Source organism: Bacillus cereus group sp. RP32, assembly GCF_040459735.1.
In the GTDB taxonomy this organism is placed as follows: Bacteria; Bacillota; Bacilli; order Bacillales; family Bacillaceae_G; genus Bacillus_A; species Bacillus_A wiedmannii.
In genome coordinates this window covers 666614-679528 of the sequence record NZ_JARVHO010000001.1, presented here as the reverse complement: position 1 = coordinate 679528, position 12915 = coordinate 666614, and the positions used below count along the sequence as shown (strand labels likewise).

The window sequence follows — 12915 nt, the reverse complement described above, 5'->3', positions numbered from 1 at the left end:
CATAAATGAACTATGCTTCACAAAATTATTACCATAAGAAAAGAACCTACCAACACTGACAGGTTCTCCTTCATTCTAACAAACATGAGCATATGTATTATATAAGAGAATACATCCATACTTTCCATATAATACATACAAGTACGATAACTACAAAATCAAAAAGATCTAATCTTGGGCCCTTTTTCATATTCATCTCTAGCCACATATGAATCCATTTTATTTTTGTATATTTTTGAATGTTTTTCTTTGCAAATCGATAAACGAGTACTTGCATAATAAAAAATCCGACTACGAAAATGAACAAGAAAATGAGAAAATCGACCACAAAATTCCTCCCTATTTTTGCAGCGATTTTTCTACTATTTGATTTCTCAAAACCCACTCTTCAAATTGAGCACTTCCAAATTCCCAGCTAAGATCACGAGCATGTACAGAAAAAACGTAATGACCAGCGTATTCGTCTATAAATCTACCTGTCTCGATCTCATCTTTCTGAAGACCATATGCCCCAAAATTAAAATACACATCCCACACGTCTTCATTCTTCCGCTTATAAGCAATCGATTCCATATCACATTCTGTTCCGAAATAATCAAGATGTAAATGTACGCTATCATCATATTCGTAATCCATTTTATCACCCCTTATATTTGTACTTCTTTATCACCCAAAAAATTCCTGCTATCTACACTCACATATGGGCAATTACCTACATATCATGCTTGTAGAGTGACTTTTAGGAGGTGTCATATAGTGAAAAAATTAATAGCTGTTTTTTGCATCATGTTACTAGCTGTTTTCACATTTGCTGCTTGCAGTAGTAAAAAAGAAGGTACGAAAGAACAAACGCAAAACATTCGCATCGGCGAAGTTACCCATTCTCTCTTCTACGCCCCGTTATATGTCGGGATTGAAAAAGGATTTTTTAAAGATGAAGGATTAAATATTGACCTCCAAACAACAGCTGGCGGAGATAAAACGATGACCGCCCTATTATCTGGCGGAATTGATATTGCTCTCGTCGGTTCTGAAACGTCTATTTATGTTCATCAACAAGGTGCAAAAGATCCTATCATTAACTTCGCACAACTTACACAAACAGACGGAACATTTTTAGTTTCGCGTAAAAAATTAGACTCTTTTAATTGGAATGACGTAAAAGGTGTTACGTTTTTAGGACAGCGTAAAGGCGGCATGCCGCAAATGGTTGGAGAATACGTTTTAAAGAAAAATGGCATTGATCCCCACAAAGATACAAACTTAATTCAAAACATCGAATTTGCTAACATTGCAAGTGCCTTTGCATCTGGTACTGGGGAATTTGTACAGCTCTTTGAACCGACTGCAAGTATATTCGAAAAAGAAGGAAAAGGGTTTATCGTCGCTTCGTTCGGAAATGAATCTGGAACTGTTCCGTATACAACGTTCATGGCAAAAGAAAGCTTCTTAAAGAAAGATAAAGATGCTGCTGAAAAATTCACACGTGCGCTCTATAAAGCACAACAATGGGTTGATACACATAGTACAGAAGAGATTGCTGATACCGTTTCTCCGTTATTTAAAGACACTTCAAAGGACATTACAGTAAAAGTAATTGAACGTTATAAAAAGCAACATTCTTATGCGACAAATCCGCTATTAGATGCTGAAGAATGGAAACAGCTCCAAACGATTATGAAAGAAGCTGGCGAATTACAAAAAGAAGTTCCACATGAAGCGCTCGTCAATACAAAAATTGCCGAAAGCGTTATTAAGAAATAGAGGCGAAGTGTATGAGTTTTTTACAAATACGTAACGTTTCTCACTGCTTTTTCGCAAAAGAGAATGCCAAATTGATTCTCGAAGATATGAGTTTACAAGTGGAAGAAGGCGAATTTATTTCTATACTCGGTCCAAGTGGTTGCGGCAAAACGACACTCCTCTCCATTATTGCCGGGCTTCTTAATCCAATTGAAGGTATCGTCTTTTTAGATGGTGAGCCTATTACAACGAAAACTTCATCTATGGGGTATATGCTGCAGCAAGATTACTTGTTCCCTTGGAAAACAATTGAAGAAAATATTATGCTCGGACTTCACACCCGAAAGATTTACGATGAACAGACGAAAGAACACACTTTAAAGCTTTTAAAACAAGTCGGTCTACATGATGTAGAAGAGCAATACCCTCGTGAACTGTCCGGCGGTATGCGTCAACGTGCCGCTCTCGTTCGGACGTTAGCGACCGATCCGAAAATTTTATTGCTAGATGAACCTTTTTCCGCTCTCGATTATCAAACGAAGTTGAAACTAGAAGATCTCGTCTTCACATTATTACGTAACTATAAAAAAACATCACTACTCGTGACACATGATATTGAAGAAGCCATTGCGATGAGTGATCGTATTTATTTACTACAAGCGAACCCTGGAAAAATCGCAAAAACATTTATCGTCCCAGAAAGCATCCGTTCCTTATCACCGTTAGAATCACGCCATCACCACGACTTCCCAAACCTCTTCCAAGATATATGGAAGGAGCTGGAGCGCCTTGGATAATATAAAGCAACTGCATGAACAGTTTCGGAAGAAAGAACGTAGGCGCGCATGGTTAGCACGCTCACTGCAGCTTTTACTACTCATTCTTTTCTTTGCACTATGGGAAATAGCTAGCAAAAAAGAGTGGATCGATCCTTTACTCTTTAGCTCTCCTTCAAGCATTTGGGATCTCTTCCTTAGTAAATGGATTGACGGTTCGCTTTGGGTTCACATATGGACGACATTACTTGAAACAGGAGTAGGCTTCATTCTTGGAACAGTGCTCGGCGCTATTATCGCTACTTTTCTTTGGTGGATGCCACTTCTCGCTCGCGTGCTCGACCCCTATCTCGTCGTCCTAAACGCCATGCCAAAAGTGGCACTTGGTCCTATTATCATTGTAATTTTCGGTCCAAATATTTCTTCGTCGATTGCAATGGGAGTAATCATTTCCATCATCATTACCATTCTCGTTATTTACAGCGCATTTCAAGAAGTCGATTCTAACTATATAAAAGTGATGGACACATTTGGCGCAAATAAATGGCAATGTTATAAGCAAGTCGTTCTCCCTGCATCCTTCCCAGCAATTATTTCAACTCTAAAAGTGAACGTTGGTTTATCATGGGTCGGTGTTATATTCGGCGAACTTCTCGTCTCTAAACAAGGTCTTGGCTACTTAATTAGCTACGGATTCCAAGTGTTTAATTTCACGCTCGTCTTACTGAGCGTACTACTCACCTGCGTCCTCGCAACACTTATGTATGTGTTTGTTGAGGCATTTGAAAAACTTTTAATTGGAAAACGAAAAAGAAGCTGACTTAGGACGATAGACTATAGTCAGCTTCTTTCTTTATCTTTTATCACACATCTTTGTTTCATTTGTAACGTTTCCATCCGCAACCGTAACTGTATGGAAACAATCTTTCACACGTACTGTAACGACATTTTCTTTTCGATCTATTACATGATAATCATCATACTTTTTATTTAATGCACTACGAATTTGCTCTCCTTCAAAAATCGGAAAACCGTGAGACATTACCCAAATGAGACCAGCAACCGCAAGAATCGTTTTCATACGTTTCATTACCTCCTTGAGAGTAAACTTATAGTCCCTACAATATGCGCATTATAATTGTGTCTAATTTGTGACATTTTTATACTAATTCTCTTTTAAAGCTTCAGTTCCTTCTTCTTTTTTAAAAAAGACAGAATTTTCAATTTTATCAACATAAAAAACGCAAAGAACTAAAATTCTTTACGTTTTCTTGGCTAAAATATATACCTTTCATTATTGTCCGCTTTGTTGTTCTATCGTTTTTGAGATATCATCTAATCCCGACAACACTTCGGCTCTCATTTTTACAAGCTCAGGGAACTGATAGAAGAACGCAATTTTTTTATACTTTAACTCCGATCCTTCTTTCACTTTTTTTGAATCTTGCAAAATAAATGCTGTAAACGTATCTGCAATATCTTCCGCTACATTTGTCGTTCCATACTGTGATACAAACTCCTCATGCTTTTCTTTAAAAAATTCAATTTGAGTTTCTTCACTTTCTTCCACTTTCTTTTCTGTCCACTCCTGCTCAATGTCCTTCCAGAAAGAGTTATAAAATTGATAAATATAAGATTTTCCCTTCGCACATCCCTCTTGTAAGAAAAGTGTTTCACAGTTATTTCGGTACGTTGAAATATCTTTATCTTCTTCAAAATCCTTTACATACTTTTCATCTACTGGTATTTGCTTATGCCCGAGCGTCAACACGTGAGCCGTCTCATGAATTAATGTTTTCATCACTTCATCGATATTTACCGCAGAATCAAGCGTATCTAAGCTAAAAATCCAATCTTTCGGATTCTCCATACTAGGCATAACGTGGGCAACAACGCCGTCATAACCGTCCGTTATTAAATCAAATTCTGTTATATTCCCGCGATATTTAGCTGGGATGAGAGTACGATACATATCCCATAAGTCTTCATGATAACCTCTATCTTGACGCTGTTGTAGCACTTCTTCTTTCGCTTCTTTATCTTCAGCAAATACTTTATTTAAACGTTTCCGTTCTATTTTTTCAAAATAAGGATCTACAATTTCATCACCATCAATATAATAAGAAGCTAAAAAGAAATAATTTTCGTCATCCTCTTTTTTCTGCTCTGCCTCTTTCATATCCGCACTTTCATGCTCTTCTATATCATAATCTTCTACTGCTTCAAGCTCAGATAATCCATCTATTTTTTCATATACTTTTTGAAGTTTCTTATCTCCTATTTCTACACATTCTTCTTCTGTTTTACAAATTTCTTTTTTCTTCACACTCTTCATAGAACTATCGCACCCTGCTATTAAACCCATTGCGACGATAACCCCTACTAACTTGCCATACAGTCTCTTCATACAATCCTCCATTATTCCATTCTACAAAAATATCATAATCATTATTTAACGAATATGCGATAATTAATTATATAAACTGTAAGGAGGTTTCTCATGATTCGAGCAGTCTTCTTCGACTTAGATGGAACACTAGTAGATCGGCGCCAATCTCTAGAAAATTATACCAGCGATTTTTCGAATATATCGACCGCAACTTGAAATATATCAGCGATTTTCACAATATATCGACCACAACTCAAATTATATCGGCAATTTTTGCAATATATCGACTTACCGACAAAAGCTGACAAACAAAAAAGAGGCCGTTTTTCAAAAACGCCTCCCCTTCCTTTATTATTCATATACTGTAAACTGCGGTTTACTCGGATGATCTTTAACTTGCGCACCATCTGGAAACTTTGAAACTTTTTGATATAGGGCAATGTCACCGATACAACCTGCTGTTAGTAATATCCCTAAAAATGAGATGGATTGCACATTCGTAGCTAACCCAATTACAATTGGCAAAATTCCAGTTGGTAAAAACGGCAGCATTAACACTTTCTTCATTTGCTTTACTGTAATCGCCTGTTTAGAATGAGCATATGCAACACCTAATTTCCAATTAACACCCCATTTCAGTTCACTCCACGGAACACCACCGATATAGCGAAACCCTATTAAATGTATCGCTTCATGAATACAAACAAGAACAATCATTGCGATAATAAAAAGAAACAAGGTTGGTAACGTAATTTCAATTTGAAACCCACCTGAAAGAAGTGAATGTAAAAAACTAACTCCAATCGCCAGAGCAAATGCTATACAACATGAATAGAAATTTAATTTCCCCATCGAAACAGTAACAGTCGTTTCTTTTCTTTTATCCATCTTCCCCCTCCTAAAATGTAAATATATCTTTACAAAATTGTATAATATACCCAAAATAATATAAAGATATATTTACATTTATTCTTACAAACAAAAAAAGAAACCAGCCACTTTACTTCGTAAAACAGCCGATTTCTTCTATATGTTTCATCGTACGCGCCAATACATCGTCGCGCATTATAAAGCTAAATTTTCTATCCGTTTTAATATTGTCAGGAATGTCTGTTAATAAAACAGACCCTTTCGTTTCTTCGTAATGCGTATGTTCTTCTACCGCACTAATTGTTGCAAAATAAATGTTTTTAATGATTATTTTGTCTTTTCCAGATACTTTATATTGTCCTAAGTAAGTTAAATCAGAAACTATGCCGCCGGTTTCTTCATGAACCTCTCGAACCGCCGCTTCTTCCGGTGTTTCCCCTAATTCTACTTTACCACCTGGAAATTCAAGACCGCGACGTAAATGATGCGTTAATAACCATTGATCCCCGTACCGGCATACAACCCAAACATGCTTTGGCTCAGGAGAAAATGGATAACGTTCAAACGATAATTGTACAGTGTTGTGGTAATAATCTTTAAATTTGTACATGCCATTACTCCCCTATTGATGGTTACAAGTTTTTCCTACCACAAATTGTAGCATATTCTTGCTTTTCTGCATAATATTATCCAATTACAATCCATTGATTATTCCCATTTGCGCGACTAATTCTTTCGTCTCATGATTACCTAAATCGTAAATCATTTTATATGCTTTTTGTAGTTGTTCATCATATCGGTCATTATTCGAATCGTGATGATACTCAACAAATGGAACGTGAGAACGTACAAATGAACCTAAATCCTCTACATATGCTTGATCAAAGTACTCTCTTAACTCCGTAATTTCCTCATCACTTGCGGAAATCTCAAAATTATACGTATCCGCCGTCTTCACTTGTGAAATTTGACCGTTTCCTATTGATATATAATATGTTTTTTTCGTCTCCATGTAACACCCTTCTTTCATCCTTTTAATTTCTATTGTTTTCATCAATTACAAAATTATGTAAAATAAAGAAAAGGAGGGATTCTATGTTCAAAATATTAATTATCGGTATTATAATCGTTCTAGTCATACTAGTACTCTCCGTCATGACGATTAATAAAGGCTACGCTTATAAACATTCTGTTGATAAGCCAGAAGATAACCCTTATACAAAAAACAGCAAGAAGAATTCATAATACGCTTCATATACCACTTATTTTAGCCCACATCATATTCAGTATTAGTTTATTGACAGGTCAACATAACTTTCTACCACTTTCACAATCTCTATTAGGAATTTTACTGCTTCTTATTACCATTGAACAAATAAGGAAAAAGGATTCAGGAACTAGATTTATTTGTATTGTTGCAGGTGCTTTCATTTAGATTGTTCTCATCATTACCTACATAAACTAGAAGGAGGGCTTTTATGTTAAAAGGCGTTCGAATTACTTTTGCACTTATCGCCTTATCTATAGCAATCTATGGATTTATTAGCGGTAACAGAGACATTATGCCTTACATGTTCATTTTCTTAGGGGCTATGGCTTCCACTATAGGTTTAGAGGAAATAAAAAAACAGAAACAATCTAGCAGCATACTTACTTTCATGGTTGGAGCTGGTGCTTTACTGCTTGGCTTCTCAGAAATATTCCGGTAAATAATCTATTTAAAAGGTGGAGATTTGTATGCTAAAAACATTACGAATTGTATCGGCTCTTATCGTCATCGCTCTCGCTTTATCCGGAATGTTTACAAACGCACTTGTTACAATGCCTTATATACTCATCGCCTTATCTGTTATGACCTTCATCATGAGCGCAGAAGAAAAACAGAAACAAAAGAAAGTACATAGTACACTCTCCTTCTTTTCTGGCGTATTCACTTTAATCGTTGCTATTATAATTTTTGTCTCTCAATAACTATCTTTCTACTAGGAGGTTAAAATGCATATAAGAAAATTACAGCTAACCATCGTTTTTATTACTTTAATCTTATGTTTATACAGCACATTTACAATGAACTTTCAAACCTTTTCACCTATCATTTTGTTCCTCTTTAGTTTATATGGCATTTTAGTAGGAATTGAGACGATTCAAAAACAACAAAAACAAATTGGAGCTATTAGCATCGGTTTAAGTCTTTTTACGATTGTTTTTGTTATTCCATTTATAATGTTCTTTTAAAGGAGAATTATATGTTTAAAAACATTCGAATTATAATAGCTACTATCGCTCTTATTCTCGCCCTATTTAGCTTCTTCGCAAACCTCTCTATGCTTTTACCATACGTTTTTATCCTTTTGAGTATTATGTTTATCCTTTTTGGAATCGATGAAATAAAAGAGCGGCAAAAAGCAAAAGCATTTGTTTATTTTCTCGGTTCTGCCTTTATTTTATATGTTGGGGTATCTAGTATACTTTCATAAAGAAGAGGCCGCCCAACACATATGTTAGACGGCCTCTTCTTTATATTTGATTCATACTATTGGCAGTTTTTGTCGGTAAGTCGATATCCAGTTTCGAAACATCGATATATTAAAAACATCGTTGATATATTTCAAGTTGTGTTCGATATATTCGAAAAATCGTCGATATAATTTCATTTATCATCGTGTTACAAAAAAACTGCCCTTTCACAGGCAGTTTTTTCTTTTTATCCAAATACTTTCTGAAGTTCATCTTTATCTTGGCTTAACCAGAAGTTCATTAAGCGTTGTGCTCCTTCTAAGTCGTGAAGCTTCGCTTGGCCACATTGCGTTTCATTTGCAGCTGGAATTTCTGTAATTTGAACCGCATCTTTTAATGTTAATTCTAATAAATCAATGATTTCTCGAACCGTTGGTGTTCCGCTTACTACAAGATAATATCCTGTTTGGCAGCCCATTGGTGAAATATCGATAATATCAAAATGCGGATAACGATCAATATATTTACGTAAATTAAATGCTAATAAATGTTCTAACGTATGAATAACATCTGGTTTCATTGCTTGTTTATTCGGTTGGCAAAAACGAATATCGAATTTATTTACAATACCGTCACTACCTACGTTGTGAACTCCGCAATGTCTTACATAAGGCGCCTTTACAATCGTATGATCTAATTCAAAGCTTTCTACTGATGGCATACAACATCTCTCCCGCTTTTAATTTAATTCCGTTATATCCAATATGATATAACGGAAATCAACATTAGTAAAGTATTATGTACAGTCGTGCTATAATACTTTTAGACTATGCTGAAAAGGAGACCATTATGAAACAGATTTTTATTGGGATTATACGCTTTTATCAAAAATTCATTTCTCCAATGACACCACCAACGTGCCGCTTTTACCCAACTTGCTCTCATTATGGATTAGAAGCATTTCAAAAACATGGTGCTCTGAAAGGATTTTGGCTTACATGTAAGCGGATATTAAAATGTCACCCTTTCCACCCGGGAGGATTTGATCCTGTCCCAGATAAAAAGGATGACAAAGTAAATTCTTAATTGTCGTAACCATTCACAACTAAATCTAACTTTCCTGTATCAGGATCTATAACAAGACCGTGAACAGGTACTTCTTCCGGAAGTAACGGATGGTTGCGAAGTATTGATACGCTATGTTCTACACTTTCTTCTACACTAGAGAATCCTTGTAGGAATCTTTCTAAATCGATTCCAGAATAACGAAGTGTATCTAATTTCTCTTCTGTTATACCGCGCTCTTTCATCTTCTCAATTGTACTGCTTGCTTGAATTTTTGCCATACCACAATCGTGGTGACCAACTACACAAACTTCATCAGCACCAAGTTCATATACAGCAACTAAAATACTACGCATAATACTTCCAAACGGATGTGAAATAACAGCGCCTGCTACTTTAATAATTTTCACATCACCGTTACGCATATTCATCGCTTTCGGTAATAATTCAACAAGACGAGTATCCATACAAGAGATAATTACCATCTTTTTGTTTGGAAATTTACCTGTTTCGTACTCTTCGTATTTTTTTTCTTCAACGAATTTTTCATTGTATTGTAAAATCTCTTCTAATGACTTCATAGTAAAGAACCCTCTTTTCTCTCATTTACATTACTTATATAGTGTACCAAAATTTAAAAAACTCAAAAAGGATATTACTTTATAGTGAAAATAAGATATTTTCAGATAACCGACATAATTCTTTCAAAATATACACACACCTTTGTAACAAGTCCCTCCTATTTAAAACGTATTTTCACTATAAACTGATTGTAGATAATGTAAAAAAGGAGTGAATATTCATTATGTCCGACGTTCTGTTACTGAGTCGTTTTCAATTTGCAATTACTATTTTTTATCACTTTTTATTTGTACCTTTGACAATCGGACTTGTTATTTTAGTAGCATGTATGGAAACTCAATACGCCCGCACATTGAATCCAACATACCGCAAAATGGCAAATTTCTGGGGTAAATTATTTACAATTAACTTCGTAATGGGGATTATAACTGGGATTACGATGGAATTCCAATTTGGAACAAACTGGTCTGAGTACTCCAAATATATGGGAGATATTTTCGGATCACCTCTCGCAATCGAAGCACTCGTTGCCTTCTTCTTAGAATCTACTTTCATGGGAATATGGTTATTCGGTAAAGACAAAATTTCACCAAAGTTCCGTGCCTTCTGTATGTGGATGGTTGCACTTGGAACAAATATTTCCGCCCTTTGGATTATTACAGCAAACGGTTTTATGCAAAATCCTGTTGGCTACGTCGTACGTAACGGCCGCGCTGAATTAAATGATTTCTGGGCACTTGTTACAAATCCATATGCGTGGAACATGTTCTTCCATACTGTAATTGGTTGTTATATCGTTGGTGCTTTCTTCGTTATGGCAATTAGCGCCTATCATTTATTACGTAAAAATGAAGTGGAATTCTTCAAAAAATCATTTAAATTTGGTTTAATGTTAGGTTTATTCGCTGCAACTGTTACACCGTTTATGGGTCATCAGTCTGGTGTATCAGCAGCTAAATATCAACCAGCTAAAGGAGCTGCGATGGAAGCAGTTTGGGAAACTGGAAAAGGACAAGGCTTTTCGCTTGTTCAAATTCCTGATGTAAAAAACGAAAAGAACTTTGAATTCCTTACTATTCCGAAACTAGGGAGTTTCTTCTATACAAACTCATTTGATGGCGAAATTGTTGGTTTAAAAGATATCCCGAAAGATGAACGTCCAAATGTTAACCTCGTGTACTATAGCTTCCGCTTAATGGTTGCACTTGGTATGTTCTTTATGGCATTAACTTGGTACGGTTTCTACTTAAACCGAAAAGGAAAACTAGAAAACTCAAAACGTTATTTAAAAATTACAATATGGTCTGTTTTACTACCATATATCGCAATTAACGCTGGTTGGATTGTTGCCGAAGTAGGTCGTCAACCATGGACAGTTTATAAACTAATGCGTACAGCAGAATCTGTATCACCTATATCTGTTCCGCAAATTTGGTTCTCATTAATTAGTTTAATCTTGTTCTACACATTACTTTTAATCGCAGACGTATACTTAATGCTAAAGTTCGCGAAAAAAGGACCAGCAGCATTAGAAGAACCTGCTACTGAGGGAGGTGCAGCTCATGTCTCATGATATGCTTGCAATTATCTGGTTTGGTTTATGGGGCGTGATTTGGACAGTTTACTTCATTCTTGATGGATATGCACTTGGTAACGGAATGATTTTTCCTTTCGTTGCGAAAGACCGACAAGAACGAAATCAATTACAAGAAGCAATCGGCCCATTCTGGGGTGGTAATGAAGTATGGTTAATTACAGCTGGTGGCGCAACATTTGCTGCCTTCCCAGTCACATATGCAAATATGTTTAGTTACCTATATACACCACTATTTTTAGTATTACTCGCACTGTTTGCTCGTGCTGCCGGACTTGAATTTATGCATAAAGACGATTCACCAATTTGGCAAAAAACTTGTAAATGGGCATTTACAATTGGTAGTTTCCTAATCGCCTTCTTATTCGGTGTTACGTTCGCTAACCTTTATTACGGACTACAAATCGGAAAAAATGGGTACGAAGGAAATTTACTAAGCTTACTAAATCATTATGGTATTTTAGGTGGTCTGTTCTTCACTGCTATATTCGTCGTATCTGGCGCCCTTTGGGTTATGATTAAAACAACTGGTGAAGTATCTGATCGTGCTTATAAAATCGCAAGACCATTTTCAATGGCAGCTGCTATCATTTTAGCTATTTTCTATGTAGCAACTGCAAATCGTACAAATTTATTCCAAAACTTCACAGAATATCCGGTACTATTCATTCTTCCGGTACTTGCAATGTTAATGAGTGTACTCGCACTTATTATGGTGTACAAACATAAAATAGGTCTCGCATTCACATTCGTGTGCTTAACAATCGCAATATTTATGACAACTGGATTTACAGGTATGTTCCCAAGAATGTTACCATCTCGTATTAATGATGCTTATAGTACAACGCTATATAACGCAGCTGGTAGTCAATTAAACTTAAAAATTATGTTCTTCGTTGCAATGATTATGGTACCAATTGTTATTGGATATCAACTTTGGAGCTATAGTATCTTTAAAAATAAAATTCATAAAGACTCTGCTAAAGGGTATCACTAAAATAAAAAAAGACACTTCGTTTGAAGTGTCTTTTTTGTACGTATGATTTTTGATAAGATGTTATATTTCCAATCTAACAACTATAATACAGAAGAATCATGAACAGCTCACAGCTAGATTGTAGCACAAGGCAAGTTCATCATTTTATGCAATTTTACATATTTATCTATAAAGTAAACTGTATTCCTTGATCGTTCGCATCGCTATCCCTTACATCTGCTGTACTAATACCACTAAATGTTTGTACTTTTTTTCCTGTATTCGATGATCCTGATCCATTATAAGCTTTCGTTTTTTCAATCGGCTGCACGTTATATTTATCTCCTAAATTAATCGTTCCGTTACAGTTTTCAATAATAACGCCTTCCACAACTGACGGCATTTTGTCACCTACTTTCATTTCCTTACTTTTATTTTATGAGAATCGCCTAAAAAAATAGCA

Annotated in this window: 22 protein-coding genes and 1 pseudogene; 13 read left to right on the top strand and 10 right to left on the bottom strand. The window is 35.6% G+C overall.

Features of this window, described 5'->3' with window-relative positions:
• Positions 1-97 precede the first annotated feature (97 nt).
• Entirely contained in the window at positions 98-328 is a 231-nt protein-coding gene (locus tag QCI46_RS03430) for a hypothetical protein (RefSeq protein ID WP_087982578.1), read from the bottom strand.
• Positions 329-339: 11 nt separating this feature from the next.
• Positions 340-636: a DUF3986 family protein gene (locus QCI46_RS03425; protein ID WP_046956122.1), complete on the bottom strand. Its 297-nt coding sequence runs from the start codon at positions 634-636 to the stop codon at positions 340-342.
• A 120-nt stretch (positions 637-756) separates the two neighbouring features.
• Between QCI46_RS03425 and QCI46_RS03420 the strand changes: the two genes are divergently transcribed.
• From QCI46_RS03420 to QCI46_RS03410, 3 genes are read left to right on the top strand one after another with little or no spacing between them, the layout of a single operon-like run.
• Complete coding sequence (locus QCI46_RS03420; protein WP_353839595.1) at positions 757-1764, top strand: ABC transporter substrate-binding protein; 1008 nt, start codon at positions 757-759, stop codon at positions 1762-1764.
• A gap of 11 nt (positions 1765-1775) precedes the next feature.
• Positions 1776-2540 (top strand): ABC transporter ATP-binding protein, encoded by a 765-nt coding sequence (locus tag QCI46_RS03415; protein WP_353839594.1) that lies wholly within the window; start codon positions 1776-1778, stop codon positions 2538-2540.
• Entirely contained in the window at positions 2533-3339 is an 807-nt protein-coding gene (locus QCI46_RS03410; RefSeq protein ID WP_000368787.1) for an ABC transporter permease, read from the top strand. The genes QCI46_RS03415 and QCI46_RS03410 overlap by 8 nt, the downstream gene beginning before the upstream one ends.
• Before the next feature lie 33 nt (positions 3340-3372).
• On the opposite strand, the gene QCI46_RS03405 is transcribed toward QCI46_RS03410, so the two are convergent.
• Positions 3373-3600 (bottom strand): hypothetical protein, encoded by a 228-nt coding sequence (locus QCI46_RS03405; protein WP_000849118.1) that lies wholly within the window; start codon positions 3598-3600, stop codon positions 3373-3375.
• A gap of 213 nt (positions 3601-3813) precedes the next feature.
• Positions 3814-4938, bottom strand: a complete 1125-nt coding sequence (locus QCI46_RS03400; protein WP_353839593.1) for a recombinase family protein — start codon at positions 4936-4938, stop codon at positions 3814-3816.
• Between the two features lie 81 nt (positions 4939-5019).
• Here QCI46_RS03400 and QCI46_RS03395 point away from each other — a divergent pair.
• Positions 5020-5106 (top strand): annotated as a pseudogene (locus QCI46_RS03395) (HAD family hydrolase); the annotation flags it as partial.
• 153 nt (positions 5107-5259) lie between these two features.
• On the opposite strand, the gene QCI46_RS03390 reads toward QCI46_RS03395, so the two are convergent.
• The 3 genes from QCI46_RS03390 to QCI46_RS03380 form a co-directional block, all read right to left on the bottom strand.
• Complete coding sequence (locus tag QCI46_RS03390) at positions 5260-5796, bottom strand: DUF3267 domain-containing protein (RefSeq protein ID WP_131932753.1); 537 nt, start codon at positions 5794-5796, stop codon at positions 5260-5262.
• Between the two features lie 112 nt (positions 5797-5908).
• Positions 5909-6388 carry an antimutator 8-oxo-(dGTP/GTP)ase gene (mutTA, locus tag QCI46_RS03385; protein ID WP_000276386.1) on the bottom strand — a complete coding sequence of 160 codons (480 nt, stop codon included), beginning with the start codon at positions 6386-6388 and terminating at the stop codon, positions 5909-5911.
• Positions 6389-6472: 84 nt separating this feature from the next.
• Positions 6473-6790: a hypothetical protein gene (locus tag QCI46_RS03380; protein WP_000448410.1), complete on the bottom strand. Its 318-nt coding sequence runs from the start codon at positions 6788-6790 to the stop codon at positions 6473-6475.
• An 83-nt stretch (positions 6791-6873) separates the two neighbouring features.
• Here QCI46_RS03380 and ytzI point away from each other — a divergent pair, with 83 nt between their 5' ends.
• The 6 genes from ytzI to QCI46_RS03350 are packed head-to-tail and all read left to right on the top strand — an operon-like array spanning position 6874 to position 8255.
• Complete coding sequence (ytzI, locus tag QCI46_RS03375; RefSeq protein ID WP_000472802.1) at positions 6874-7023, top strand: YtzI protein; 150 nt, start codon at positions 6874-6876, stop codon at positions 7021-7023.
• On the top strand, positions 7016-7213 hold the full coding sequence (locus tag QCI46_RS03370; RefSeq protein ID WP_353841827.1) for a DUF3953 domain-containing protein: 198 nt from the start codon (positions 7016-7018) through the stop codon (positions 7211-7213). Before ytzI ends, QCI46_RS03370 begins: the two co-directional genes overlap by 8 nt.
• A gap of 43 nt (positions 7214-7256) precedes the next feature.
• Positions 7257-7487, top strand: a complete 231-nt coding sequence (locus QCI46_RS03365; protein WP_353839592.1) for a YczI family protein — start codon at positions 7257-7259, stop codon at positions 7485-7487.
• Positions 7488-7515: 28 nt separating this feature from the next.
• Complete coding sequence (locus tag QCI46_RS03360) at positions 7516-7749, top strand: hypothetical protein (protein ID WP_353839591.1); 234 nt, start codon at positions 7516-7518, stop codon at positions 7747-7749.
• A gap of 24 nt (positions 7750-7773) precedes the next feature.
• Positions 7774-8013 carry a hypothetical protein gene (locus QCI46_RS03355; protein ID WP_064474485.1) on the top strand — a complete coding sequence of 80 codons (240 nt, stop codon included), beginning with the start codon at positions 7774-7776 and terminating at the stop codon, positions 8011-8013.
• An 11-nt stretch (positions 8014-8024) separates the two neighbouring features.
• Complete coding sequence (locus tag QCI46_RS03350; RefSeq protein WP_000475806.1) at positions 8025-8255, top strand: YczI family protein; 231 nt, start codon at positions 8025-8027, stop codon at positions 8253-8255.
• A 227-nt stretch (positions 8256-8482) separates the two neighbouring features.
• Here the strand turns inward: QCI46_RS03350 and luxS are convergent, their stop codons facing one another.
• Positions 8483-8956 (bottom strand): S-ribosylhomocysteine lyase LuxS, encoded by a 474-nt coding sequence (gene luxS / locus QCI46_RS03345; protein ID WP_353839589.1) that lies wholly within the window; start codon positions 8954-8956, stop codon positions 8483-8485.
• 128 nt (positions 8957-9084) lie between these two features.
• Here luxS and yidD point away from each other — a divergent pair, with 128 nt between their 5' ends.
• Positions 9085-9321, top strand: a complete 237-nt coding sequence (gene yidD, locus QCI46_RS03340; RefSeq protein WP_000809334.1) for a membrane protein insertion efficiency factor YidD — start codon at positions 9085-9087, stop codon at positions 9319-9321.
• On the opposite strand, the gene QCI46_RS03335 is transcribed toward yidD, so the two are convergent.
• Complete coding sequence (locus QCI46_RS03335) at positions 9318-9881, bottom strand: beta-class carbonic anhydrase (protein WP_000838167.1); 564 nt, start codon at positions 9879-9881, stop codon at positions 9318-9320. The genes yidD and QCI46_RS03335 overlap by 4 nt on opposite strands.
• A 224-nt stretch (positions 9882-10105) precedes the next feature.
• On the opposite strand from QCI46_RS03335, the gene cydA reads away from it, so the two are divergent.
• Both cydA and cydB read left to right on the top strand, forming a co-directional pair.
• Positions 10106-11455: a cytochrome ubiquinol oxidase subunit I gene (cydA, locus tag QCI46_RS03330; protein WP_353839588.1), complete on the top strand. Its 1350-nt coding sequence runs from the start codon at positions 10106-10108 to the stop codon at positions 11453-11455.
• The gene (gene cydB, locus QCI46_RS03325) at positions 11445-12473 is read left to right on the top strand and encodes a cytochrome d ubiquinol oxidase subunit II (RefSeq protein WP_353839586.1); all 1029 of its coding nucleotides are present in this window, start codon (positions 11445-11447) and stop codon (positions 12471-12473) included. Before cydA ends, cydB begins: the two co-directional genes overlap by 11 nt.
• Before the next feature lie 166 nt (positions 12474-12639).
• On the opposite strand, the gene QCI46_RS03320 is transcribed toward cydB, so the two are convergent.
• Positions 12640-12873 (bottom strand): spore germination protein, encoded by a 234-nt coding sequence (locus QCI46_RS03320; RefSeq protein WP_033657613.1) that lies wholly within the window; start codon positions 12871-12873, stop codon positions 12640-12642.
• Positions 12874-12915: the final 42 nt, after the last annotated feature.

Coding starts and splice junctions, on each gene's coding strand:
- QCI46_RS03405 (WP_000849118.1), bottom strand. CDS start 3,600: ATGAAAACGATTCTTGCGGTTGCTGGTCTCATTTGGGTAATGTCTCAC.
- QCI46_RS03415 (WP_353839594.1), top strand. CDS start 1,776: ATGAGTTTTTTACAAATACGTAACGTTTCTCACTGCTTTTTCGCAAAA.
- QCI46_RS03380 (WP_000448410.1), bottom strand. CDS start 6,790: ATGGAGACGAAAAAAACATATTATATATCAATAGGAAACGGTCAAATT.
- cydB (WP_353839586.1), top strand. CDS start 11,445: ATGTCTCATGATATGCTTGCAATTATCTGGTTTGGTTTATGGGGCGTG.
- QCI46_RS03320 (WP_033657613.1), bottom strand. CDS start 12,873: ATGAAAGTAGGTGACAAAATGCCGTCAGTTGTGGAAGGCGTTATTATT.
- QCI46_RS03365 (WP_353839592.1), top strand. CDS start 7,257: ATGTTAAAAGGCGTTCGAATTACTTTTGCACTTATCGCCTTATCTATA.
- yidD (WP_000809334.1), top strand. CDS start 9,085: ATGAAACAGATTTTTATTGGGATTATACGCTTTTATCAAAAATTCATT.
- cydA (WP_353839588.1), top strand. CDS start 10,106: ATGTCCGACGTTCTGTTACTGAGTCGTTTTCAATTTGCAATTACTATT.
- QCI46_RS03360 (WP_353839591.1), top strand. CDS start 7,516: ATGCTAAAAACATTACGAATTGTATCGGCTCTTATCGTCATCGCTCTC.
- QCI46_RS03390 (WP_131932753.1), bottom strand. CDS start 5,796: ATGGATAAAAGAAAAGAAACGACTGTTACTGTTTCGATGGGGAAATTA.
- QCI46_RS03425 (WP_046956122.1), bottom strand. CDS start 636: ATGGATTACGAATATGATGATAGCGTACATTTACATCTTGATTATTTC.
- QCI46_RS03400 (WP_353839593.1), bottom strand. CDS start 4,938: ATGGAGGATTGTATGAAGAGACTGTATGGCAAGTTAGTAGGGGTTATC.
- QCI46_RS03335 (WP_000838167.1), bottom strand. CDS start 9,881: ATGAAGTCATTAGAAGAGATTTTACAATACAATGAAAAATTCGTTGAA.
- mutTA (WP_000276386.1), bottom strand. CDS start 6,388: ATGTACAAATTTAAAGATTATTACCACAACACTGTACAATTATCGTTT.
- QCI46_RS03350 (WP_000475806.1), top strand. CDS start 8,025: ATGTTTAAAAACATTCGAATTATAATAGCTACTATCGCTCTTATTCTC.
- luxS (WP_353839589.1), bottom strand. CDS start 8,956: ATGCCATCAGTAGAAAGCTTTGAATTAGATCATACGATTGTAAAGGCG.
- ytzI (WP_000472802.1), top strand. CDS start 6,874: ATGTTCAAAATATTAATTATCGGTATTATAATCGTTCTAGTCATACTA.
- QCI46_RS03355 (WP_064474485.1), top strand. CDS start 7,774: ATGCATATAAGAAAATTACAGCTAACCATCGTTTTTATTACTTTAATC.